The 24,331-nt window shown below is 41.1% G+C and carries 24 protein-coding genes, 3 tRNA genes and 1 pseudogene; 13 read left to right on the forward strand and 15 right to left on the reverse strand.

Features of this window, described 5'->3' with window-relative positions; all coding sequences use genetic code 11:
- Nucleotides 1-418 precede the first annotated feature (418 nt).
- Entirely contained in the window at nt 419-1,432 is a 1,014-nt protein-coding gene (gene trpS / locus L6C30_RS04510) for a tryptophan--tRNA ligase (RefSeq protein ID WP_019836775.1), read from the reverse strand.
- Between the two features lie 191 nt (nt 1,433-1,623).
- Here trpS and L6C30_RS04515 point away from each other — a divergent pair, with 191 nt between their 5' ends.
- The 3 genes from L6C30_RS04515 to L6C30_RS04525 all read left to right on the forward strand — a co-directional run bounded on the left by L6C30_RS04515 (nt 1,624) and on the right by L6C30_RS04525 (nt 3,947).
- A complete protein-coding gene (locus L6C30_RS04515) occupies nt 1,624-2,553 on the forward strand; it encodes a DUF808 domain-containing protein (RefSeq protein WP_230244057.1) in 930 nt (309 codons plus the stop codon).
- Nucleotides 2,554-2,623: 70 nt separating this feature from the next.
- Entirely contained in the window at nt 2,624-3,529 is a 906-nt protein-coding gene (locus tag L6C30_RS04520) for a neutral zinc metallopeptidase (RefSeq protein ID WP_019836774.1), read from the forward strand.
- Between the two features lie 127 nt (nt 3,530-3,656).
- Nucleotides 3,657-3,947, forward strand: coding sequence for an MGMT family protein (locus tag L6C30_RS04525; protein WP_051092510.1), 291 nt, complete (start codon nt 3,657-3,659; stop codon nt 3,945-3,947).
- Nucleotides 3,948-4,105: 158 nt separating this feature from the next.
- Here L6C30_RS04525 and L6C30_RS04530 read toward each other — a convergent pair whose 3' ends face one another.
- Nucleotides 4,106-4,546 carry a universal stress protein gene (locus L6C30_RS04530; protein WP_019836772.1) on the reverse strand — a complete coding sequence of 147 codons (441 nt, stop codon included), beginning with the start codon at nt 4,544-4,546 and terminating at the stop codon, nt 4,106-4,108.
- 189 nt (nt 4,547-4,735) lie between these two features.
- Nucleotides 4,736-5,374, reverse strand: coding sequence for a CatB-related O-acetyltransferase (locus tag L6C30_RS04535; RefSeq protein ID WP_019836771.1), 639 nt, complete (start codon nt 5,372-5,374; stop codon nt 4,736-4,738).
- A 389-nt stretch (nt 5,375-5,763) separates the two neighbouring features.
- On the opposite strand from L6C30_RS04535, the gene L6C30_RS04540 reads away from it, so the two are divergent.
- Both L6C30_RS04540 and L6C30_RS04545 read left to right on the forward strand, forming a co-directional pair.
- The gene (locus L6C30_RS04540; RefSeq protein WP_019836769.1) at nt 5,764-6,138 is read left to right on the forward strand and encodes a hypothetical protein; all 375 of its coding nucleotides are present in this window, start codon (nt 5,764-5,766) and stop codon (nt 6,136-6,138) included.
- Nucleotides 6,139-6,175: 37 nt separating this feature from the next.
- On the forward strand, nt 6,176-6,499 hold the full coding sequence (locus L6C30_RS04545) for a hypothetical protein (protein WP_019836768.1): 324 nt from the start codon (nt 6,176-6,178) through the stop codon (nt 6,497-6,499).
- A gap of 106 nt (nt 6,500-6,605) precedes the next feature.
- Here L6C30_RS04545 and L6C30_RS04550 read toward each other — a convergent pair whose 3' ends face one another.
- The 4 genes from L6C30_RS04550 to carA form a co-directional block, all read right to left on the reverse strand.
- Nucleotides 6,606-6,818, reverse strand: a complete 213-nt coding sequence (locus tag L6C30_RS04550) for a hypothetical protein (RefSeq protein ID WP_019836767.1) — start codon at nt 6,816-6,818, stop codon at nt 6,606-6,608.
- A gap of 110 nt (nt 6,819-6,928) precedes the next feature.
- Nucleotides 6,929-7,405, reverse strand: coding sequence for a transcription elongation factor GreA (gene greA, locus L6C30_RS04555; RefSeq protein WP_230244058.1), 477 nt, complete (start codon nt 7,403-7,405; stop codon nt 6,929-6,931).
- 83 nt (nt 7,406-7,488) lie between these two features.
- Nucleotides 7,489-10,719 (reverse strand): carbamoyl-phosphate synthase large subunit, encoded by a 3,231-nt coding sequence (carB, locus tag L6C30_RS04560; protein WP_019836765.1) that lies wholly within the window; start codon nt 10,717-10,719, stop codon nt 7,489-7,491.
- A gap of 15 nt (nt 10,720-10,734) precedes the next feature.
- The gene (gene carA / locus L6C30_RS04565) at nt 10,735-11,874 is read right to left on the reverse strand and encodes a glutamine-hydrolyzing carbamoyl-phosphate synthase small subunit (RefSeq protein ID WP_019836764.1); all 1,140 of its coding nucleotides are present in this window, start codon (nt 11,872-11,874) and stop codon (nt 10,735-10,737) included.
- Nucleotides 11,875-12,197: 323 nt separating this feature from the next.
- Between carA and L6C30_RS04570 the strand changes: the two genes are divergently transcribed.
- Nucleotides 12,198-12,677 (forward strand): hypothetical protein, encoded by a 480-nt coding sequence (locus L6C30_RS04570; RefSeq protein WP_019836763.1) that lies wholly within the window; start codon nt 12,198-12,200, stop codon nt 12,675-12,677.
- A gap of 126 nt (nt 12,678-12,803) precedes the next feature.
- Here L6C30_RS04570 and L6C30_RS04575 read toward each other — a convergent pair whose 3' ends face one another.
- Together L6C30_RS04575 and yhbY are read right to left on the reverse strand one after the other, a co-directional pair.
- The gene (locus L6C30_RS04575; RefSeq protein WP_019836762.1) at nt 12,804-13,343 is read right to left on the reverse strand and encodes a DOMON-like domain-containing protein; all 540 of its coding nucleotides are present in this window, start codon (nt 13,341-13,343) and stop codon (nt 12,804-12,806) included.
- Nucleotides 13,344-13,349: 6 nt separating this feature from the next.
- On the reverse strand, nt 13,350-13,673 hold the full coding sequence (gene yhbY, locus L6C30_RS04580) for a ribosome assembly RNA-binding protein YhbY (protein WP_004972158.1): 324 nt from the start codon (nt 13,671-13,673) through the stop codon (nt 13,350-13,352).
- 297 nt (nt 13,674-13,970) lie between these two features.
- Between yhbY and rlmE the strand changes: the two genes are divergently transcribed.
- From rlmE to L6C30_RS04600, 4 genes are all read left to right on the forward strand, one after another.
- A complete protein-coding gene (gene rlmE / locus L6C30_RS04585; RefSeq protein ID WP_019836761.1) occupies nt 13,971-14,621 on the forward strand; it encodes a 23S rRNA (uridine(2552)-2'-O)-methyltransferase RlmE in 651 nt (216 codons plus the stop codon).
- Nucleotides 14,622-14,758: 137 nt separating this feature from the next.
- Nucleotides 14,759-16,648 carry an ATP-dependent zinc metalloprotease FtsH gene (ftsH, locus tag L6C30_RS04590; protein ID WP_019836760.1) on the forward strand — a complete coding sequence of 630 codons (1,890 nt, stop codon included), beginning with the start codon at nt 14,759-14,761 and terminating at the stop codon, nt 16,646-16,648.
- 187 nt (nt 16,649-16,835) lie between these two features.
- Entirely contained in the window at nt 16,836-17,690 is an 855-nt protein-coding gene (folP, locus tag L6C30_RS04595; protein WP_019836759.1) for a dihydropteroate synthase, read from the forward strand.
- 90 nt (nt 17,691-17,780) lie between these two features.
- Nucleotides 17,781-18,095: a DUF5713 family protein gene (locus L6C30_RS04600; protein ID WP_019836758.1), complete on the forward strand. Its 315-nt coding sequence runs from the start codon at nt 17,781-17,783 to the stop codon at nt 18,093-18,095.
- A 24-nt stretch (nt 18,096-18,119) separates the two neighbouring features.
- On the opposite strand, the gene L6C30_RS04605 is transcribed toward L6C30_RS04600, so the two are convergent.
- Nucleotides 18,120-18,545, reverse strand: a complete 426-nt coding sequence (locus L6C30_RS04605) for a hypothetical protein (RefSeq protein ID WP_236162479.1) — start codon at nt 18,543-18,545, stop codon at nt 18,120-18,122.
- A gap of 121 nt (nt 18,546-18,666) precedes the next feature.
- A tRNA-Leu gene (locus L6C30_RS04610) sits at nt 18,667-18,752 on the reverse strand.
- A gap of 209 nt (nt 18,753-18,961) precedes the next feature.
- Between L6C30_RS04610 and L6C30_RS04615 the strand changes: the two genes are divergently transcribed.
- Nucleotides 18,962-20,734 carry an alkaline phosphatase gene (locus L6C30_RS04615; RefSeq protein ID WP_236162480.1) on the forward strand — a complete coding sequence of 591 codons (1,773 nt, stop codon included), beginning with the start codon at nt 18,962-18,964 and terminating at the stop codon, nt 20,732-20,734.
- 71 nt (nt 20,735-20,805) lie between these two features.
- On the opposite strand, the gene L6C30_RS04620 is transcribed toward L6C30_RS04615, so the two are convergent.
- The 3 genes from L6C30_RS04620 to L6C30_RS04630 form a co-directional block, all read right to left on the reverse strand.
- The gene (locus tag L6C30_RS04620) at nt 20,806-21,537 is read right to left on the reverse strand and encodes a hypothetical protein (protein WP_019836755.1); all 732 of its coding nucleotides are present in this window, start codon (nt 21,535-21,537) and stop codon (nt 20,806-20,808) included.
- A gap of 111 nt (nt 21,538-21,648) precedes the next feature.
- A tRNA-Leu gene (locus L6C30_RS04625) sits at nt 21,649-21,734 on the reverse strand.
- 15 nt (nt 21,735-21,749) lie between these two features.
- Nucleotides 21,750-21,823 (reverse strand) — tRNA-Cys (locus L6C30_RS04630).
- Between the two features lie 153 nt (nt 21,824-21,976).
- Here L6C30_RS04630 and folD point away from each other — a divergent pair.
- Both folD and L6C30_RS04640 read left to right on the forward strand, forming a co-directional pair.
- Nucleotides 21,977-22,825, forward strand: a complete 849-nt coding sequence (gene folD, locus L6C30_RS04635) for a bifunctional methylenetetrahydrofolate dehydrogenase/methenyltetrahydrofolate cyclohydrolase FolD (protein ID WP_019836754.1) — start codon at nt 21,977-21,979, stop codon at nt 22,823-22,825.
- A 202-nt stretch (nt 22,826-23,027) separates the two neighbouring features.
- A pseudogene (locus L6C30_RS04640) lies at nt 23,028-23,682 on the forward strand (methyltransferase).
- Nucleotides 23,683-23,721: 39 nt separating this feature from the next.
- Here L6C30_RS04640 and L6C30_RS04645 read toward each other — a convergent pair.
- Entirely contained in the window at nt 23,722-24,156 is a 435-nt protein-coding gene (locus tag L6C30_RS04645; protein ID WP_236094758.1) for a hypothetical protein, read from the reverse strand.
- Nucleotides 24,157-24,331: the final 175 nt, after the last annotated feature.

The raw sequence follows: 24,331 nt of genomic DNA on the forward strand, positions 1-24,331 counted from the left end.
AATGATGCTGTTGAGTCCTGTATTACCTCTAATAAAGAGTCAGTTGTGATGTATACAATTTGCTAAAAGTTTAGGTATATGCAGGTATCAAGGCGATAATTCAGACAAAAAAATACGCAATGATTGGGGTGATCATTGCGTAGGAACTACGAATCTGCATACACAGTTTCGGTAAAGGAGAAATGTTATGAAATTAGGATTGCTCCTAAAGCATGTGATTATCATAAGCAAAACCTGAATACTCTTCCTCAGTATTCGAGTTACGTGATGTTAAGTAACGTAACTAATAAGTGTTTTGTGTGAGTAAAATCACGAGATTTTGAAGGTTTTGCAGAAATAAAAAAGCCTCTAATTTTAGTAAATTAGAGGCTTTGGTTTTAAGCAATACGTGATAAAACAGGTGTTTAGAAAAAATGGTTTAGAAACGGAAAACGCCTAATCCAGCTTTCACTTCGTCTAAAGTTTGCTGAGTAATATCACGACATTTATCTGTACCCGATTTCAAAATGTCCATAATGTAATCTGGGTCTTTTGCCAACTCGATACGACGTTCACGGATAGGCCCAATCAATTCTTTTAGAATGCCTTCCAAACGCTTTTTCACCGTACCATCGCCCAAACCACCACGACGATAATGCGCTTTCAGTTCTTCAAGTTCTTCTTTGTTGGTATCGAAGGCATCTAAATAAGTAAATACTACGTTGCCTTCAACCTGACCTGGGTCTTCGATACGCAGGTGATTTGGGTCGGTGTACATTGCATTGACAGCTTTTTTAATGTCTTTGTCTGTGGCATCTAACACAATGGTATTGCCCAGTGATTTTGACATTTTCGCTTTACCATCAAAACCAGGTAAACGTCCGATATTTGACAACAATGCCTGACATTCAGGTAGCAAGTCATGACCAATTTGACGATTCACCCGACGCACAATTTCATTGGTCTGTTCAATCATTGGAATTTGGTCTTCACCTACAGGAACGACCGTTGCTTTAAATGCAGTAATATCGGCTGCTTGAGCTACAGGGTAGCACAGGAAACCTGCAGGAATATCACGCTCAAAACCACGCATCTGAATTTCAGATTTAATGGTTGGGTTACGCTCCAAACGTGCCACAGTCACGAAGTTTAAATACAACATGGTAAGTTCGTTTAGCGCTGGCAGGCAAGATTGCACGCAAATGGTGGTTTTTGTTGGATCAATCCCCACCGCTAAATAATCGGTTGCTACCTCAATAATATTGCGACGTACTTTTTCAAAGTTGTCGGCATTGTCAGTTAAGGCTTGAGCATCGGCAAGTAACAGATGTTGATGATGCGAGTCTTGTAAACCTACACGTGAACGTAAAGAACCCACAAAGTGACCTAAATGTAGCTGTCCAGTCGGACGATCGCCCGTCAAAATCACAGGACGATTATCTTGATTACTCATTTTTTATTCCAAGTCGTATCTACGACATCTATGTACCGATGAATTGCTACATTGTAAGGCATAACATTTTTCAATGTCACTTCCTTAAACAGATTGAATTGAATTCGTTTAAAAAATTAATGAAGTAAATACAGAGTTTATTTGCGTACAGTTTTAAAATAGATAGAAAATCGCATAAGGATAACAAAGCAATGGCGAGCAGCTTATTACTTTTATTAGATGACATTGCAACCGTTTTAGATGATGTAGCCGTCATGAGTAAAATGGCTGCTAAAAAAACAGCAGGGGTATTGGGTGATGATCTGGCATTGAATGCGCAGCAGGTCAGTGGTGTGCGTGCAGATCGTGAGTTACCTGTAGTGTGGCGGGTAGCTAAGGGCTCTTTTGTTAATAAATTGATTTTAGTACCGTTGGCACTGCTCATTAGCGTGGTTGCCGCATGGTTGATTAATCCATTATTGGTAATTGGTGGGTTGTTCTTAAGCTATGAGGGTGTTGAAAAGATCATGCACACCCTACAGCACAAAAAAGCAAAAACTGCCGCAGAAGCGCAATTAGAATTGATTCAGACTGAGCAAGACCTTGCTCGTTTTGAAAATGAAAAAATTAAAGGTGCAGTGCGTACTGACTTTATTCTATCGGCTGAAATTGTGGTGATTTCATTAGGTACAGTCGCAGCCGCCAGTTTCTTAACCAAAGTGACCGTATTAAGCGTAATTGCCATTGCCATGACCGTTGGGGTCTATGGCTTAGTTGCATTTATTGTCAAAATTGATGACATTGGTTTACATCTGACTGAACAAGCATCTAATTTTAAACAACGTATTGGTCGTGGCTTATTGGCATTCGCCCCGATATTAATGAAAACTTTGTCGGTTGTTGGGACTGCTGCCATGTTTTTAGTGGGTGGTGGTATTATCAATCATGCTATTCCATTTGTGCACCATTTCACAGAAGATACAGTAGAGTATGTTCAAGACATCCCAACTATGGGCAGCATTGTAGGGGCTGTAACGCCAACCTTAATGAATTTTGCGGTGGGTATTTTAGCGGGTGTATTGGTTGTGATTGTGGTTACACTGATTCAAAAAGTATGGCCAAAGTCTAAACAGAGTCAATAAGCCCTGCTTCAAGACTTAGACTATATTTAGAATGAACTATCATTCAAAAAATTGAGAAAGGATAAGAATAATGCGTTGGAAAGGTCGTCGAGTTAGTACGAATGTAGAAGACCGCCGTGGTGGAGGCGGAGCTAAAGCGGGTGGAATCAGTATTTTGGGCTTAGTGGTGGCCTTTGTTGCGTGGAAGTTTTTTGGGGTCGATCCTCAATCAGCTTATCAAGCGACCAAGCAAGTCACCTCGCATGCACAAAGTGCTGAAACCAAAGGTCTAGATAATCCAAGTCCTGAACAACAAGAGGCAATTGAGTTTGTGGGTACTGTTTTGGCGGATACCGAAGATACATGGTCACAAGTGTTTCAGCAGCAGCTAGATAGCCAATATGTGCCGCCTAAACTGGTGTTATTTACAGGTGTGGTTAATTCTGGCTGTGGTACGGCACAATCGGCAATGGGGCCGTTTTATTGCCCAGCCGATCAAAAAGTATATATTGATACTTCATTCTTCCAAGCCATGCGTCAGCAAATGGGTATTGGTGGTGAACAAAATCAGACTGAATTAAGCCGAGATGATCAGGCAGGTGATTTTGCCCAAGCCTACGTTGTGGCACATGAAGTTGGGCATCATATTCAGACCATTTTAGGAATTTCAGAGCAAGTGCATAAAGCACGTCAGCAAGTCAGTGAAGTGCAGGGCAATCAGCTTTCGGTGCGTCAGGAACTGCAAGCGGACTGTTTATCGGGGGTGTGGGCGCATCATAACCATCAACGTACTCAATTCCTTGAACAAGGCGATATCGAAGAAGCCATGGATGCAGCACATAAAATTGGCGATGATTATTTGCAAAAACGTGCACGTGGACAAGTCGTACCTGATAGCTTTACCCATGGCACCAGTGTTCAGCGCGTACAATGGTTCCAGACTGGCTTAAAATCAGGCTTGATTAATGATTGTGATACATTCAATGCCGCAATTTAAAGACTCAAATTCAAGTTTTACAAACAAAAGGAGTGTAGTCAGTCGCTCCTTTTTTATCGGCTAAATCAACGCGAGTGGATGGGTGCAAAAAACTTTAAGCCATAAACCGAGTGATGAATTAGCTCACATGATTTTGAACGTGGTGTGTTTAATTCCAGCAGGTCAGGTTGCGACCTATGGGCAAGTGGCACGTCTAGCGGGGCTGCCCAAACATGCACGTTTGGTCGGTTATGTCCTTAAGCATTTATCGGCAGAACATACAGTGCCGTGGCATCGGGTGATTAATGCGCAAGGAAAAATTAGCCTAAGCAAGTTCAACGCCCAAGGAGAAAATATACAAACGGTAAAATTGCAAAAGGAAGGGGTTCTGGTCATTGCAGGGAAGGTGAATTTAAAACAATACCAATGGCAGAATTAAACTTTACTGTTAAATTGAGTGTTTAATATTGAGATGTGATGATACTGAAGCAAGTTTGCTGAGTGAAAAGAAGCAATAAAAGTTTCGGAATAAACAAAAAAACTAATAAATGAGAGGGGGAAGTTCCTCGCTTCCGTAGAAATGAGGAACACGCAATCTTATTGACGTACCACAAGTACAGGTGTAGTGCCTTCGCTTAGGATGCTTTGCGCAACACTACCTAAGAATAATTTTTTCAAGCCAGTACGACCATGTGAACCAATCACAATAAGGTCAGCATTTAACTCTTTCGCAGCGTTGGTAATTTCGCGTGCAATCACTTGACCTTCAAGTAGTTTAGTTTCAGCTTCAACACCTTGTTCAGTGAATTTTTGCTTTGCTTCTTCTAAAGTTTTCACGATAGAAGCACGCGCGCGTTCAATCAAGTCATTGGTTTGGTTTGCAGTGATGTATTCTGCAGCAATATACGGGTCAAGTGTAAGTACTTGTACCACAGTGATTTTACTACCAAATGCTTTTGCAAGTTCAGCAGCCTTTGCAACAGCAGCAAAAGAAGTTTCAGAACCGTCCACTGGTACGAGGATGTTTTGGTAAGCCATGAGTGTTTCTCCTTATTGTAATTTCAATACTTTAATAAAATATTCGCTCTGAGTGCTGTCTTATCTTACGCTGAATTTATATAGAATAAAACCCAGTAATTTCATAAAGATAATTGAGTGCTGTAAGTCCTTATTTCACCATAATTTAGCATGAAATTGTGAAGCTGTGCTTTCAATTCAACTAAAGTTTTAATCAATTTTTGTTTGCGTGTTTTTCAAAAAATTGATTAGTTGATGAACATCATCACTCTGTAATTGTTCGCGGATTTTCAGTAAATATTTTTCATCTAAATCATACAGTTTTAGTGCCAAAAGTTGAGCAATCTCTACTTCACTAAAACGGTATTTGATGACTTTAGCAGGTACTCCTGCCACGATGGCATAAGGCGGTACATCTTGTGTGACCACTGCACCTGTCGCCACAATTGCACCTTCACCTAGTTCAACGCCTTGCATAATCATGGCACGACTACCAATCCAGCATCCATCCCCAATTTTGGTATCACCTTCAGCTACAAAACTACGGGTGTCAAATGGAAAAGCAGAAATCCAATCACTGCGATGCAATTGATTGCCCCCCATCATAATCACACATTCCGCACCAAAGCAGACAAAATTGCCTATAAAGAGCTGATCAATAGGCTTTTCTGCTGTGGCGGGTTTGTCGTGCAAATAGCGCACGACACAACGCTCGAAGCCCTGATCCCAATAAGCTGAATAATAAGAATAATTGCCTTTAATATGGATATTGGGGTTTTTTACAGTTTTGGAGATAAACTCAAATTCGCACCAGTGTTTGACAGGGGAATTAATCAGCGTTCCGGACATGGTGTATGTATAAAAAATTAATGAAATAGAATTATATATGAGTTACTTTTGATTTCTTATAATATTCATCCTGACAGAAGCTAGGTGGGCGGAGAAGTTAATGTTCGTCGAAAATGAGTTTGAAGAAAAAAGAGCAGATGAAATAAAAAGAATCATTCATACCTTTACTTTGGTAATCCCCCCTAAAAAAATAATAGGATTTAAAAGTAGAATTTTCCCTTAAGATACAAGCTGGCGATTCTGCATGAAAACACCTGAATTACTGAGTTACATGGATCAAATCTCAGGTGTTGTGAATTATGTGAATCAAACATTTAGTTTATTTAATGAAGTTGAGAAAGTGCGACCAAAAAAATTGCTCAAATAAATTTTAAGGATAATCGTAATTTATGAGTGCTTTTAACATTAACCGTTACACACTAGCGCTTACGGCTATTATTTTTTACGCCTGTGGGATGCTGTACTGGGTTTTTGCCGATGCCAATTTTGATGGCATGAAATGGTTAACCATTTGGTTCTTTAGCAGTACTTTATTTTTTGGTTTTTGGTTAGGTCATTTTTATGCGACGACCCCGATTGAAGAGCTTAAAGTACAAAAGAAAAAGCTGCTATGGGAGCATATCAAAGTTGGTGTGATGACTGTCGTGGTAGTCGCTATGGCAACAGGTTTAAATAAAAAGGTCGCTATTCTTGTTTTGGATATAGAGGGTTATGTCAGTGAACTCAAACAAGCAAAAGTGATTATGAGGGGGGGTAAAAGCTAATTTAAATAGGTTTTCAGGAACTGGTGTTTTCCCGGTAATGGATGTTAATAATGCTGATATAGAGGCAACCCCTGTTTGTGATCTAATCTTAAAAGATAAATGCCAATATGGTTATATGATGGATCAAGGTTTTGATATTCAATATATTGATGATTTGAAATATCCATTGAAATATAGATATTTGATCTTCAACATCAAATCACCCGACTTTTATCGAGGGATTGATTATCATGTTCATTTATATAAAACCAATCAACGCTATGTGTGGTATCTGATCTTTTTTACTATTATACCTGCATTAATCTTTGTATTTTTAATTCCATATCTTCTGTTTTTAAATAAACACCGTAAAATCAATTGACTAACGTTTAGCCAGTCTGGATAGTTCAACCACCAAAAGGCAACTTTAATTGATAAATAATAATTCCTCAAAAGAGATTGCTTTAGTGATTTGAAGCTTAAAGTATTTATCTTAAAAAATTCCACAAATACATAAAAACATTTTTAGCACTGTTTGGAAATAAGAATCCCCAAATGGCAAAAAAGAGTGATGATGCCAATACGATACTGACAGGACTGGTTTGTATATTGATGAAGAGTCCCCAGACTGGAATTAAAATCAGTCCTAACACAGCCCCAGAAAGCGCATAAACAAATGCATGAATAATGCGATTTTCCATCTTATTTTCCTCTATTTTTATCGCAGTATAATCTATAAGATCGGCTGTATGATTTATAGGCAATAAAAAACCCCTCAAAGAGGGGCATCACGTGCAGTTATCTTTAATTCTTAAAGATATTCTACATTCACAATTTCGTATTCCACTTCGCCTTGCGGAGTAACTATCTTGGCTTCATCGCCTTCATTTTTACCCAACAAACCGCGTGCAATTGGTGAGTTCACTGAAATTTTATTGATTTTAAAATCAGCTTCGTCATCACCCACGATTTTGTAAGTTTTGCGTTCTTCAGTGTCCAGATTTTCAATAGTCACAGTGACGCCAAAAACTACACGACCGTTTTGCTCCAGTTCTTTAACATCAATCACCTGGCAAGCACCCAGTTTACCTTCGATGTCCTGAATGCGGCCTTCGCAGAAACCTTGCTGTTCACGTGCGGCATGGTATTCAGCATTTTCTTTTAAATCGCCATGTTCACGTGCTTCTGCAATCGCTGCAGTAATACGTGGACGATCCACAGTTTTCAGTTGGTGTAATTCTTTCTCTAGGGCAAGTTTGCCTTCGGGAGTCATAGGATAACGTTGCATAGTTGTCCCTCTTTAAAAAATTGAAGTCTATAAATGAAAAAAAGCCCGCCACCCGAAAGGTGACGGGACTCTATTGAAATATATTAACCTACAGTAAGATCTTGTAGGCGATATACATCCATTGGTAATTTAATCGCTAAGGCTTGGCATACAGCATCTGCACCATTCAAGGTCGTGGTGTAATACACTTTACCTTGCAATGCAGAACGACGGATTGAGAATGAATCCTGCTGCGCTTGTTTGCCTTCAGAAGTATTGATGATGAGGTGAATCTCACCATTTTTCAAGCGGTCTACAATGTGTGGGCGACCTTCAGTCACTTTATTCACACGTTCACACTCAATACCTGCATCGGTGATGACTTTGTGCGTACCACCTGTTGCAACAAGTTTGAAGCCAAAATCAGCCAATTGTTTTGCAATACGCGCTACATGCGGTTTATCTGACTCACGTACAGACAAGAATGCATGTTTCACTTCGCCTTCAGTTGGGATTCCTGGTAAGCGATCATTCGAGCCTAGCACAGCTTTATAGAATGCTTCACCAAAAGTTTTGCCCACGCCCATGACTTCACCTGTAGATTTCATCTCAGGCCCAAGCACTGGGTCTACACCAGGGAACTTGTTGAATGGAAACACAGCTTCTTTCACAGAGAAGTGTTGCGGAATAATTTCTTTAGTAAAGCCTTGAGCTTCTAAAGATTGACCCGCCATACAACGTGCTGCAACTTTAGCCAATGATTCGCCAATACACTTAGAAACGAACGGAACAGTACGTGATGCACGTGGGTTCACTTCTAAGATATAAACGTCATTGCCTTTCACTGCAAACTGTACGTTCATTAGACCAATAACGCCCAACTCTTTTGCCATGGCAACAGTTTGACGACGCATTTCGTCCTGTACTTCATCTGACAATGAGTAAGGTGGAATTGAACATGCTGAGTCACCAGAGTGAATACCAGCTTGTTCGATGTGCTGCATAATACCGCCAATCACCACATCTTTACCGTCAGATACGCAGTCTACGTCAACTTCAATCGCATCATCCAAGAAACGGTCTAACAGTACAGGTGCATCGTTAGAAGCTTGAACTGCATCACGCAGGTAACGTTTCAATTCTTCTTCGTTATACACAATTTCCATTGCACGACCACCCAATACATAAGATGGACGAACAACCAGCGGATAACCCACTTTCGCTGCTTCTGCGATACCTTCTTCAGCAGATTTAACAATGCTGTTGTTTGGCTGACGCAATTGCAGACGTTGAATCATTTGCTGGAAACGCTCACGGTCTTCTGCGCGGTCAATTGCATCTGGTGATGTACCAATAATTGGCGCACCTGCTTCTTCTAAAGCACGTGCCAATTTAAGTGGAGTTTGACCACCGTACTGCACAATAATGCCTTTTGGCTTTTCCGTACGAACGATTTCAAGCACATCTTCCAAAGTAATTGGTTCAAAGTACAAACGGTCTGAAGTGTCATAATCGGTAGATACTGTTTCAGGGTTACAGTTCACCATGATGGTTTCATAACCATCTTCACGCATTGCAAGCGCAGCGTGTACACAGCAGTAATCGAATTCGATACCTTGACCAATACGGTTTGGACCACCGCCAATTACCATGATCTTGTCTTTCGCTGAAGGATTTGATTCACACTCTTCATCGTAAGTTGAATACATATATGCTGTGTCAGATTCAAACTCTGCAGCACAGGTATCCACACGTTTGTAAACTGGGGTTACGCCCAAGTTCCAACGGTGTTTACGGAATTGCTTTTGTGAAATTCCCATCAAGTTCGCAATACGCAAGTCAGATAAACCTTTACGTTTGAACGAACGGATGTTGTCAGCGTTTAGATCACCAAAACCTAAAGTTTTGATTTCATTTTCAGTATTAACGATGTCTTGAATTTGAATTAAGAACCAACGGTCAATTTTGGTCGCTTCAAAAACTTCGTCCAAGCTAAAGCCGTGACGGAATGCGTCAGCCACGTACCAAATACGCTCAGGGCCTGGAACTTTTAATTCAACTAAAATCTTGTCGCGTGCGCCTTCAGCACCCACTTCAATTTTTTCGTCAAAACCACAAGCACCAGTTTCTAAACCGCGAAGGGCTTTATTTACAGACTCTTGGAAGTTACGACCAATCGCCATGACTTCACCTACAGATTTCATCTGTGTGGTTAAAGTCGCGTCTGCTTGCGGGAACTTTTCAAAGTTGAAACGTGGAACTTTAGTGACAACGTAGTCAATTGATGGTTCAAATGATGCAGGTGTTGTGCCGCCTGTGATGTCATTTTTCAATTCATCAAGGGTGTAGCCTACAGCCAGTTTTGCTGCAACTTTTGCAATAGGGAAACCAGTAGCTTTGGATGCAAGTGCAGATGAACGAGATACACGTGGGTTCATCTCAATCACAACCATACGGCCAGTATTCGGGCAAATACCGAACTGAACGTTAGAACCACCTGTTTCTACACCAATTTCACGAAGTACCGCTAAAGATGCATTACGCATCAATTGGTATTCTTTATCCGTTAAGGTTTGCGCAGGAGCAACGGTAATTGAGTCACCTGTGTGCACGCCCATTGGGTCAAAGTTTTCAATTGAACATACAATGATACAGTTGTCGTTTTTGTCACGTACAACTTCCATCTCGTATTCTTTCCAACCAATGAGTGATTCATCAATCAATAACTGTTTAGTTGGAGAAAGATCGAAACCGCGTTCACAGATTTCAAGGAATTCTTCTTTGTTGTATGCGATACCGCCACCAGAACCACCCATCGTGAATGATGGACGAATAATCACAGGGAAGCCAAAGCGAGATTGAATCTCAAGGGCTTCTTCCATAGATTCAGCAATCGCAGCTTTTGGACACTCAAGACCAATTTTGCGCATTGCTTCATCAAACAATTTACGGTCTTCAGCTTTTTCAATCGCGTCTTTGGTTGCGCCAATTAATTCAACATTGTATTTGGCTAAAATACCGTTGGCATCTAATGCAAGCGCACAGTTCAACGCAGTTTGACCGCCCATGGTCGGAAGTACTGCATCTGGACGTTCTTTTTCAATGATTGCTGCAACAGTCTGCCAAGTGATTGGCTCGATATAAGTTGCATCTGCCATTGCAGGGTCAGTCATGATGGTCGCAGGGTTCGAGTTTACCAAAATAACGCGGTAACCTTCTTCGCGCAGCGCTTTACATGCTTGAGCACCAGAATAGTCAAACTCACAGGCCTGACCAATAACAATAGGACCAGCACCAATAATTAAGATGCTTTTAATATCCGTACGTTTAGGCATTATTTCGCTCCTTAATTACTTCTTAGCGGCTTCAATAAGTTCGATGAAATGATCGAACAATGGTGCGCAGTCATGTGGACCTGGACTTGCTTCTGGGTGACCTTGGAAGCTAAATGCAGGCTTGTCTGTACGATGAATACCTTGGTTTGTGCCATCGAACAATGAACGATGCGTTGAACGTACATTGTTTGGTAAGGTACTTTCATCTACCGCGAAGCCGTGGTTCTGAGAAGTAATCATCACTGTACCAGTTTCTAAGTTCTGTACAGGATGGTTTGCGCCGTGGTGTCCGTTCGGCATTTTCATTGTTTTTGCACCTGATGCAAGTGCAAGAATTTGGTGACCTAAACAGATACCAAATACAGGAGTATTCGTGGTTTCTACAATTGTTTTTACAGCTTCAATTGCGTAGTCACATGCAGCAGGGTCGCCAGGGCCATTTGACAAGAAAATGCCATCTGGGTTTAACGCAAGGACTTGTTCAGCAGGGGTTTGTGCAGGAACAACGGTTAATTGACAACCGCGGTCTGCCAGCATACGCAGGATGTTGGTTTTGACACCGTAATCGTATGCAACCACATGATATTTAAGTTCAGGTTGAGTAAAGCCTTTGCCAAGTTCCCATGAACCTTCAGTCCATTCAAAACCTTCAGGGTCGCAGCATACTTTTGCAAGATCTAAGCCGTTTAACCCGCCAAATGCACGTGCTTTCGCAATTGCTTCTTCTTCAGTGATATTTTCACCAGCAAGAATACAACCATTTTGCGCACCTTTGGAGCGTAAAATACGGGTCAATTTACGGGTGTCAATATCGGCAATTGCAACAACATTGTGTTGTTGTAAGTATTCGCCTAAAGATTGAGCAGAACGGAAGTTACTGTGTAATAAAGGCAAATCACGGATAATTAAACCGTTTGCCCATACTTTATGAATTCGACCTGACTCAACATCTTCATCATTGCAACCAGTGTTCCCAATATGTGGGTAAGTTAAAGTCACAAGTTGTTGTGCATAACTCGGGTCGGTCAAAATTTCTTGATAGCCAGTCATGGCAGTGTTAAAAACGACTTCACCAGTCGTACTTCCCGTCGCACCGATAGACGTACCTTTAAAGATTGTACCGTCGGCGAGGGCTAAAATGGCGGGGGTGCTCAAACCAAAGCTCCTGAACTAAAACCACAAAAATAGGGCTGTAAAAAAGCGAGTAGACGAAAAAAAAGGAAGGTCAATATTTAAACCTACCCTCCTATGTCTGCTCGCTTGAACTTAACATTGCATTATACGCATGAACTCGCCAAAAGTCCATTGTGAATCTGACGAATATGTAAGATAAAAGGCTTGCTTTTTTTGCTAGGTTTATGTTGTGGCTTGTAGTCTAAATGTAAGCAATATACGATTGTTAGACAATTCAAAACCCATTTTAGTCTAAATTGCCTTATGCTTAATTTATAAACAACAACGACCTTAGGTGAAGCAAAATGACTGAACAACAAAAATCAGTAGCTGATAACAAAGCCATTAAAGATACGGTGCATGAGAGTGCTGAAAAGCTTGAGAAAGTAACGCATGATGCCAAAGAGCAGGTGCTTGATGTAGTTGCGGAAACGCAAGAAAAAGTTCAAGCCGAAGCCAAACAACTCAATGCCAGCGTGCAAGAGCAATTGGGTCAGTTAAAGCAAGATGTGTTGCAAAAAATTGAAGCTTTAAAAGCACAATTTGGCAGTTCACCTAAAGATTTGGGTGAATTAAAAGATTTTGTAAAAACTGAATTTAGCGCAATCATTGAAGATCTTTCTAAACTTGGTAAAGAGTTGAAAGAAGATGTCAGCAGCATTTCAGTGAAACACAAAGACCAATTGGCTGAAACTTTTAAGCGTTCTAAAGAGCACACATTGGAAGCGTGGAAAAAAGTAAATCCATCAAAAACTGAAACGAATGATGAAGCTGATCAAGCATAATCCCGTTTAAACTGTTGCAGATTCAGCCATAAAAAAAGTGAGGTCATACGCCTCACTTTTTTTTATTTAAACTTTTCGCTCAGACCAAAAACTAGTTGTTTCAATCTAAACTATCATTAATCACAGTTAGAACTGATGTAGCCAATCCCGCTTATTGTGAAAATCGGCGGCAGGACTGCTGTGTTGCATGGCATAAAATTGCTCGCCCTGACTGGTTTTGAGCACAGCCGTCAGCCCAATAAACAAATCTGTCCATTTCAGTTTATGTTTCAGCATAAATTCGGTTAAATCCAGACTGACATTTAAACCGTAATGCGTACGTTTTAGCTGATTCAACTCAATATCATAAGCGGCTACAGGTGGCATTTGCTCAGGATAACGATATTCTTCAAAGGCATAGGCTTGCCAAGCTTGAGAAGGGGAGAGATTGATTTCACGATAAAAATCTTCGCCCTGAACGCCAATGAAAATTTCAAAGCAGGTCTGTTCCCACAAAAAGTCCTGACGTGGATGTGAAGCTACCAATGCAGGCCATTCGACCCACTGATTCGGATCACGCAGCCAATAACCTACATTTAAGCTAAACGGACTTTGTTGTTCAATTGCACCGACCAAAGAAATCGCTTGAAACTGACGATCAAAGGCGCTGAGTTCGTAACTTGCCATTTCAGCTTAGTTAGACAAATGCGCGTGACGAACTAAATTTGACAACTTAGCATTTTGTTTTGCTGCTTTTTTATAAAGCAAAGCAATTTTACCAATGGTTTGTACCACTTCAGAACCTGTTGCTGCAGCAATTTCAGTAATTACAGCTGCACGTACTTCACGGTCTTCACCACCAATTTTGACTTTAATTAATTCGTGATCATTTAAAGCACGGTTGGTTTCTTCAATTACATTTTCAGTCAAACCTTGACCGCCAACCATCACTACGGGGTTAAGTGCATGACCAATTTGACGTAAACGCTTGCGTTCCTGAATAGAGAGAGCCGCCATAAAGATAACCTAATTTTAAAAACGGCCTAGTATAACAAAAGCCAATTTGAAACGCTGTAAATTCTATGCAAATAATCCGCGAAGGTGCAGCAGTGCAAAATATCAAAAATTGAACATTTGCTTAGCTTTATCTATCTGTGATGAGTGTGGTTTTTTATGCCACAGTACAGAAATAAGCGATGGATTTAATAGAAAAAACTTGTCAGTTATTGGCATTTAGATACAGATGTCTACTGCAAGCTTGCTAATTTTCACGTACAATCGCAATTTAGATGGCTATTCGTTACTAAGAGAGTTATGGCAACACGCATTACCAACCAAAAATTATCCAAAAGTAGTCGTGCGTGGATGAGAGAGCACCTAGATGATCCCTTTGTGAAAAGAGCGCAAAAAGAAGGGTATCGTGCACGTGCTGCATACAAACTACTTGAAATTCAAGAAAAATATAAACTGATCAAACCGGGTATGACTGTGGTGGACTTAGGTGCAGCACCAGGCAGTTGGTCGCAAATTGCAGGGAAACTTGTAGGCGATAAAGGTTTGGTGATCGCTTCCGATATTTTAGAAATGGACGCACTACCAGATGTGACCTTTTTACAAGGTGACTTCCGCGAAGAAGAAGTGTTCGAAAAATTGTTAAATATTTTAAACGGACGCACGGTAGACGTTGTAATTTCTGATATGGCCCCCAATACATCAGGTAATAAAGCTGTAGATCAACCGCGTCAAATTTACTTATGTGAGTTGGCTCTTGATTTTGCCAATCGCGTATTGGGACCGAGTGGTCAGTTTGTGGTCAAAGTGTTCCAAGGTTCGGGGTTTGACGAATTTCGTAAACAGGTCGTGGACAGTTTTGATGTGTTAAAGACAGCAAAACCCGCTGCTTCACGCGCACGTTCCAAAGAAGTATTCCTTATTGGACAAGGACGTAAAAAAGCGTCTAAATAAAGTTTACTTGCCAAGCCGTTAAAAATTGTGCATTTTGTACGTTTTTAATAAATTGTCTAGCTGATCTTCAGCTTTTTTGAATGAAAGGTCACCCAGTAACGGGCATGATCAAATTAGATTGATATGGGAATAAAGCTTTGAGCGATCTCTTCAAGAATGCCGTATTGTGGCTGATTATACTTGGTGTGCTGATTCTAATTTTCAGCAACATCAATAACAGTGAAAAGCCAACTGCAATGAACTATTCAGAGTTTGTTGCAGCGGTGAATGCTGGTCAAATTAAGCAAGTCACAATTGATGGCGAAAGAATTAGTGGCGAAAAAGTCAATGGCTCGTCCTTTGAAAGTATTCGTCCAGCAGTTCAAGATCCTGAACTGATGCCGAATCTGATTAAAAACAACGTTGTTGTTGAAGGTACTGCACCTCAACGTCAAGGTTTGTTAATGCAACTATTGATCGCAAGTTTCCCTGTACTTTTAATCATTTTGTTATTCATGTTCTTTATGCGCAACATGGGTGGCGGTGCAGGTGGTAAAAACGGCCCGATGAGCTTTGGTAAATCTAAAGCTAAAATGTTGTCTGAAGACCAAATTAAAGTCACATTTGCAGATGTTGCGGGTTGTGATGAAGCAAAACAAGAAGTAGTTGAAATTGTAGATTTCTTAAAAGACCCTGCAAAATTCAAACGTCTAGGTGCAACAATTCCTAAAGGCGTGTTGATGGTTGGCCCACCAGGTACAGGTAAAACCTTACTTGCTAAAGCCATTGCAGGCGAAGCGAAAGTTCCATTCTTTAGCATTTCAGGTTCTGACTTTGTTGAAATGTTTGTAGGTGTGGGTGCATCTCGTGTTCGTGATATGTTCGAGCAAGCCAAACGCCATGCGCCATGTATTATCTTTATTGATGAGATTGATGCAGTTGGTCGTCACCGTGGTTCTGGTACAGGTGGTGGTCACGATGAGCGTGAGCAAACATTGAACCAGATGCTGGTAGAAATGGACGGTTTTGAAGGCAATGAAGGCATTATTGTCATCGCTGCGACGAACCGTGCCGATGTACTGGATAAAGCTTTATTGCGCCCAGGTCGTTTTGACCGTCAAGTAATGGTTGGCTTGCCAGACATTAAAGGTCGTGAGCAAATTCTGAATGTTCACTTGAAAAAGTTGCCTTCAGTTACAGGTGTAGATGTCAAAGTCTTGGCACGTGGTACACCGGGCTTCTCAGGTGCGCAGTTGGCAAACCTTGTGAATGAAGCTGCATTGTTTGCTGCCCGCCGTAATAAAAACACGGTGGATATGCACGACTTTGAAGATGCCAAAGACAAGTTGTATATGGGTCCTGAACGTAAGTCGATGGTGCTGCGTGAAGAAGAACGTCGTGCGACGGCTTATCATGAAGCAGGCCATGCGATTGTTGCTGAAATGCTACCGGGTACAGACCCTGTGCATAAAGTGACGATTATGCCGCGTGGTTGGGCATTGGGTGTGACATGGCAATTGCCTGAACATGACCAAACTAGCCATTATAAAGACAAAATGCTGAACGACTTGTCTATCTTGTTTGGTGGTCGTATTGCAGAAGAAGTCTTCATTAATCAAATGTCGACAGGTGCATCGAATGACTTTGAGCGTGCGACTAAATTGGCGCGCGCGATGGTGACCAAATATGGTATGTCTGACAAGTTAGGCGTAATGGTCTACGAAGATGATACACAGCAATCATTCATGGGCAGTTTAGGCAGTCGTACGATTTCTGAAGCAACTCAACAACAAGTGGATGCTGAAGTTCGTCGTATTATTGATGAGCAATATAAAGTTGCCCGCGATATTTTGGAAAATAACCAAGACATTGCCCACGCAATGGTAAAAGCATTGTTGGAATGGGAAACCATTGATCGTGACCAAATCCGTGACATTATGGAGGGTCGTGAGCCAAAGCCACCGAAGGTATATATTGCAGACAATCCTGTGATTGATGTAACACCAACTGATGGTCCTAGCACACCGCCGCCATTACCAGCGAGCTAATACCAACACGCTAAGTAATGCTGTGAATTTAAAAAAGAGCCTTTAAATAAGGCTCTTTTTTTATCGCTATAGCATGTGCGCAATCTTGTAATTATAGGCTATAAAATGGTTTGAGGGTGAAAAGAATTCAACATCTTCAAAATTAGCCTTGTTAAAATAAGCTTTTCAAATTAAAAGGAAGACCAGCATGCAGCTCATGCCATTACCCAAGCGCGTATTGCAATGCGGACGTTTGAGTTTAGATTTATCTCAACCGCATGTGATGGGAATTCTAAATGTGACGCCAGACTCGTTTAGTGATGGTGGGCAACATAATGAAAAAAATGCTGCTGTAGCACGTGCTTTGGAAATGATGGCCGAAGGTGCAACCGTGATTGATATTGGTGGTGAGTCTACACGTCCGGGAGCCAGTCCTGTGAGTGTGGAAGAAGAAATTCGTCGTGTCGTGCCTGTGGTAGAAGCCTTATCTGCTTATGATGTGGTGCTTTCGATTGATACATCTCAGCCTGAAGTAATTCGTGCATCAGTAGCTGCAGGGGCGCATATCTGGAATGATGTACGTGCGTTGACCCGTCCAAATGCGTTGCAAACAGCTGCTGAGTTAAATATCCCCGTGATTATTATGCACATGCGTGGTGAACCGACCACCATGAACAATTTAGATCAATATGATGATGTCACTATAGATGTAATTGCAGAGTTGCAGCAACGTGTCGCCGATGCTTTGGCGGTAGGGGTTAAACCTGAAAATATCATGATTGATCCGGGTTTTGGTTTGCCAAAAAATGCACAGCAAAACTTGAAATTGTTAAATGAGTTGCATCAACTCAATGGTATGGGGTATCCGATTTTATCGGCATTGTCTCGAAAAAGCTTTATTGGTGAAGCTTTAGGTGGGGCAGAGCCAACACAGCGTGCAGTCGGTTCAGTAGCGGCTCATTTACTCAGTATTCAGCAAGGTGCTTGTATGGTGCGTGCGCATGATGTGAAAGCCATGTCTGATGCCATTAAAGTTTGGCAAGCAATGCAGTTGGCAAATTAATCGCTGTTTGTAGATTTGGGTGAAGCTAGAATTAAAGCCCTGCTTATGCTATATAGGCACGCTTGAATCTCTGTATTTTTGAGTGCCTGTATGTTTGCAGATTTACTTCTCCCCATGTTTGATGATGAGTTTTATCCTGATATTTTGGTTGCTGAGTTAAAACAACTGATTCAACAGTTTGCAAAACATGTGTCTAAATCCAATTTATCTGAAACGGATATTTATCATTTTGCTGACCAGACCGTGCAAGCCATCAATAAAATGAAACCACAATTTGAAGATCTAGATTCAGATTTGGATGATACCGCAGCAGATTATATTGCTGAGGCGATGATGATGGTGCTGCAAGAGCAAGGCTATTTTGAGATTGAAATGGAAGAGTTGATTGCAACACGAGAGTGGTGATAGACACTCTCTTTCAGCTTTCACTTATAGATGATTTAACAAATCATTCAAAACATCATTCAAATGGCAACTTTGTTGTGTATGTAGTTCTGCAATTTCCCGAACATTTAGCATGTATTGACCATTATGTTCACTTGGCTGTGCAATTAAATTCACCCAAAACTTTGTATTTTGTTGCAGCAAAGTTTTGAGTTGGTTTGCTTCTTCAGGATTTTGGAAATCTAATAAATATAAATCGTTGCCTAAGCTGCAACGACGTAGTTGTAACTCTTGGTTTTTATATTGCACTGTTCCCGCAAAAATATCATAAAATTCTGCATCAGTTTCAATTGGGCTTACGGACTCGGTTGCGGACTCAAGGCTGGAACTTTGTACATGGCTTGCAAAACTGAGCAAGCAGCATAAACAGGTCATCCACTTGAAAGAGAAGATAAAGCGTTGTAGAAACATTTCAAATCATCAATACATAAATGTTATTGTTTTCAATATTATATTTTTTAGGCATAAAAAAACCAGCGTAATGCTGGAGTTCTTTATTTGCACCATTTCAATGATTTAAATCCATTTAAAATGGTGCCCGAGGCCAGACTCGAACTGGCACGCTTTGAGGGCGGGGGATTTTAAATCCCCTGTGTCTACCGATTTCACCACTCGGGCATGTGCGCAATAATAGAGGACGAAATAAAACTTGGCAAGTAAATTTATTTACAATTGCGTTCTTTTCAATCAATTCAAATTATTAGCTTGAAAAAAGTTCGGTTTGAAGCATATTTCTGTTGTTTGTCATCAATATTTCATGAATTTGAGATCAAAGCGAAATCATAAATTTCTATGTTGAGCGCTCAAGAAAAATAAAAGGAATATTCATGAACATTCGCTTAACTCGCCGCGAGTTGATTCAAAAAAGTTTGGCTGGTTTTGGGGTATTGTCATTGCCAGTCGCATTAACTGCATGTGGAGATGATAATGAATCTACAGCAGGAAATGCATTAAAAGTGCAGTTTTTGCATGGTGTCGCCAGTGGTGATCCGCTGCATGATCGTGTGATTTTATGGACACGCTTAACACCTAATGACAATGCAGCGCGTCTTGAGGTGGTGTGGGAAATTGCGAGTGATGAGGCGTTTAAGCAATTGGTGAATACTGGCAAAGTACAAACCAATGCAGCGCAAGATTTTACAGTGAAAGTGGACGCAGATCGTTTGCGGGCAGGGACTGAATATTATTACCGTTTCCGTTTTGGCAATATAGTTTCAGCTGTAGGACAGACCAAAACCTTGTCACAACGCAGCGATCAGGTAAAATTTGCAGTTTGCTCTTGCTCAAACTACCCTGCAGGATATTTCCATGTCTATAAAGAAATGGCACAGGAAAGCAATCTGGATGTGATTATTCACTTGGGGGATTATATTTATGAATATGGACAAGGTGGATACGCAACTGATGATGCACAACAGTTAGGACGTACCTTTGCAACAGACAATGATAAAGAAATAATCAATTTGGATGATTATCGTAAACGCTATGCTTTATATCGTACCGATGCCGATTTGCAAGCCGCACATCAACGCCATCCATTTATTGTGATTTGGGATGACCATGAGCTCAGTAATGATACTTGGGAAGCGGGCGCAGATAATCATCAAGAAGATGAAGGCAGTTTTATAGAACGTAAGCTTGCGGCATTACAGGCTTATTTTGAATGGATGCCAATTCGTCCAGTCGCTGAAAATGATCATTTGAATATTTATCGCCAATTTGACTTTGGTGGTCTAGTCAATTTGATGATGCTAGATACCCGTATTTTAGCGCGTCATAAGCAATTAGATTATGCCAATTATATGACTGAGGCAGGTATTGATGCGGTTAAATTCCAGACAGATTTATTAAATCCACAACGTACATTGATGGGTGTGGCGCAACGTCAGTGGTTGCAAGGGCAGTTGATCCAGTCTACAGCCCCTTGGAATGTTTTGGGTCAACAAGTCTTGATGGCAAAAATGCTGATTCCACAAGAATTGTTATTGCTTTTAGGGCAAATTACCAATGGTGATCAGCGACCTGAAACCCTTGCACAAATGAAGCAAAAAATTACTGAGTTGCTCACGCTAAAAATGCGCTTAAAAGCGAATGATCCAACTTTGACAGCAATGGATAAAGCGCGTTTGAGGGCGGTTGCACCTTATAATCTCGATGCTTGGGATGGTTATGCTTACGATCGTGAAGTTGTGTATGGGACATTGCAACAGCTTGGGAAAAAAGCAGTGGTGTTAGCAGGTGATACTCATAATGCTTGGGCTGCAAGCTTGCATACCCATGAAACCAATCATGAGGTTGGGGTGGAGTTCGCGACCAGTTCGGTATCATCGCCAGGAATTGAGTATTACTTAAATGTGCCTGCAGACGAAATGGCAGCGTTGGAATATGCCTTTCAAGAACTGATTGATGAGCTGGATTATTGCAACCTCAATCAGCGCGGTTATTTAACAGTGACTTTTAATCATGATCAAGTGGTTGCCGATTGGAAGTTTGTGGATACGGTGAAGGCACGTGAATACAAAATAGATTCAACACGTAGTCATCAAATGACCTACGATGTACACTTAAAACCAATCATTGAAGTTGCTAAAACCGCCTAAAAATTGGTGTGATGCTTACAGAAAACCGAGCTTAAGTTGCTCGGTTTTTTTTAATGTAAGGCGTGAAATTTTTATTCGAGTTTCTCTTGAATATAACTGTCTAAATCTATGTGTTTAATGCTTTTACATAAGGCTTGCTCAGCCTGCATAATCTGTTGATGTAACTCAAGTGCGTGCTGATATTGCTGAGTGAGTTGTGTAAAGCGGGGGCTATTTTTATTAGTGAAATATAAGCGGAATTGAATTTTAGCAGCCTGACGATACGACCAGTAAGCAGCACGACGAATCTGGGTTAAACAATATTTTTGTTCCAGACTGGCGTGGTCACGAAACATATTTTCTTTATACAAGCGAACAAAGCTAAAACTTATGCAAAAAAAGAAAAGGACTCCTTGCAGAATCGTACTTTGAAAATAGGCAAAATTTAGCGCTTGTAAAATAATCAGGACTGCAATTTTGAGTGGGGCGTGTTGCTGAAACTGATACCACGATGCAGAGCTGTGTTTGATCTGATACAACACATAAGGTAATAGCAGCATAAAGCCGAGCATAATCGCTAAAATAGACAAGGCATTGGCTTGAAAAGCATCATACTGTGCTGTGGTGTTTTGAATCCCCAAAGCTAAACTGATAGAAATAGGAATAAAAATCATACAGGCCAAGAGCCATGGAATAAACTCTTTCCATTCATCCAGCATGCCTTTGCTCTGAATAAAACCGTAAAACAAAATATTTCGTTTAAAGGCAGCAGGGTATTGTTGCTGTAATTGCTGCACATAAAGCAGTGCTTGTTGGGGCTTCATAGGCAGGTCATACAGAGAAATGAATATGGATAGGAGAGGGCTAAATCGCAGGCATAAAAAAACCAGCTAAATGCTGGGTTCTTTACTTGCACCATTTTAATGTGTTTAAAATGGTGCCCGAGGCCAGACTCGAACTGGCACGCTTTGTGGGCGGGGGATTTTAAATCCCCTGTGTCTACCGATTTCACCACTCGGGCATAGTTTTACAAGATTGGAGGCGGAGGTCGGAATCGAACCGGCGTCCACGGAGTTGCAGTCCGCTGCATGACCACTCTGCCACCCCGCCACGTCTTGTTGATGCGTATATTAGCAAGCTCTGAAAAAAAAACAATACTATTAAATGAGCAGATGCACATTAATTCGGCATATAGAATAAAATAGTCTAAATAATCATGTATTATTTGCAAAATTGATTCATATCAACATTTGGAGATGTGCCGTGGCATTAATTTTAGACGGTCGTGCATTGGCAAAACAAATTGAAGCTGATCTGTTAACACGTGTAGAAGCGTTAAAAGCAAAATCAGGTCGTACCCCAATTCTAGCGACTATTTTGGTCGGTGATGACGGTGCATCTGCAACTTATGTGCGCATGAAAGGCAATGCTTGCCGCCGTGTGGGCATGGATTCTTTAAAGGTGGAATTACCTACAGAAACCACCACAGAACAACTTTTGGCAGAAATTGAAAAATTGAATGCGAATCCGGATGTGCACGGTATTTTGTTGCAACATCCAGTTCCTGCGCAAATTGATGAGCGTGCTTGCTTTGATGCAATTTCGCTTGAAAAAGATGTAGACGGTGTGACTTGCCTTGGTTATGGGCGCATGGCGATGGGTGAGGCTGCTTATGGTTCTGCAACGCCAGCAGGCATTATGACCATTTTAAAAGAAAACAACATTGAAATTGCAGGCAAACATGCTGTTGTTGTGGGGCGTTCTGCAATTTTAGGTAAACCAATGGCTGCGATGCTTCTTGAAGCAAATGCAACAGTAACCATTTGCCATTCACGTACCCAAGATCTTGCAAGTTTTGTGAAACAAGCAGACATTATTGTAGGAGCGGTAGGTAAAGCAGAATTAATTCAAAAAGATTGGATTAAACAAGGTGCTGTAGTTATTGACGCAGGCTTCCATCCACGTGATGGCGGTGGTGTTGGTGATATCCAATTGCAAGGCATTGAAGAGATTGCTTCTGCATATACGCCTGTTCCAGGTGGGGTTGGTCCCATGACGATTACAACGTTGATTCGTCAAACGGTTGAAGCGGCTGAGAAAGCGTTAGGTTAAGCTTATTCTCCCTCTCCTGAGCAAAATTTAGAGCACTGCTTCAAAATGAAGCGCAAAAGAGGGAGAATTGATTGCGAAATTAATGGATGCTCCTTCTCGCTATAAGAGAAGCTTGGTATGGGGCGGTAAAATAATCTTCCCACTATCTCTCTCCTTTAAAAAAGCAGAGGGGACTTTTTTAAATTAAAACGAAGAATATCCAATGAGCTGTACCTTTCAATTTTCTCAAGCCCCTGAACATCTCTTAGATGCTTTGCATGAGGTAATTCCAAATTGTGAATTACTGGCACAGCAATTGCCTGAAACGCCTATTTCACTGTGGCTTATTCCACCTATATTTCCGACCGACAAGCTAGATGATGAAGTCATTCGTCGTATTTGGAATGATACGCCGTACTGGATTTTCTGTTGGGCTTCGGGACTTGCAATGGCGCAATGGTTATTGGCAGAACCTCAGCAAGTTAAAAGACTTCGGTGCGGGTTCAGGCGTGGTGGCGATTGCTGCAAAAATGGCCGGTGCCAAACGGGTAATTTGCTGTGATATTGATCCTATTAGTCTTGCAGCCTGTCGAGCCAATGCTGAATTGAATGATGTAGCTCTTGAATATTTAGATGATCTATACAAAGCAGAACAAGTGGATGTATTGCTGGCTGCCGATGTGCTTTATGATCAATGCAATCGCTTCTTTCTAGATGAGTTCTTAAAATTCGCCCCAGAGGTTTGGGTGGCAGACAGCCGAGTGAAAAACTTTAGTCATCCACAATATATAAAAATAGATGAACGCAGCGCGACCACATGGCCTGATTTAGATGAAGCCAAAGAGTTTCGTAATGTAAGTTTTTATAAGACGCGATAAATCATCACGTCTTATAGGAAGTAAGTTTTGTGATCCGAATTAATTGCAGCTATAACGCACAATGCGCAGTGTGCTTGGACGAGCATCTAAGGCCTGACGTGTAGCATAGTTTTCACTGCTATGTAGTTCAGGTGTGTTCGATAAGCCAATAGAGGTGCGGCTTTGTCCAAGTTGGCGACCATAAGGGTCTTGCTGGTTCGCTGCAGGATTCACCACTTCATTAATATTTAAAATACGCAATTGATAAGTTTTATGCGTACCAAGTTCTTTTTGGCAAGCACGCTGTAATTTACTTTCGTCGCGCTGTTGGTTTTGACGTCCTGCAAGCGTATAAGCCAATACTGCGGTGTGATCGGTTTTACTTTCAACTTTATAGCCGACAAAACTATTCTCATTTTGCTCTGGCAAAGTTTGACAAGCGGATAAACCTAACCCAAGTCCCGTCATAGCCAAAATAATCATTGTATTCTTCATGGATTTATTCATGATCATGTCCCTGGTTTTGATGTCATTTGATTGTTGTTTTAAGTATGCCATAGCTCAGAGGACAAAGCAGGGCTTTGTTGGTGGTGTGGCAGGCTGTCTATATTTGGGGCTGATGAGCGTGTGCTCGTGAGGTCGTTTTTTTACCATGAATCTTCACATTATT

This window comes from Acinetobacter sp. KAM396, from assembly GCF_021602765.1.
Taxonomy (GTDB): domain Bacteria; phylum Pseudomonadota; class Gammaproteobacteria; order Pseudomonadales; family Moraxellaceae; genus Acinetobacter; species Acinetobacter towneri_A.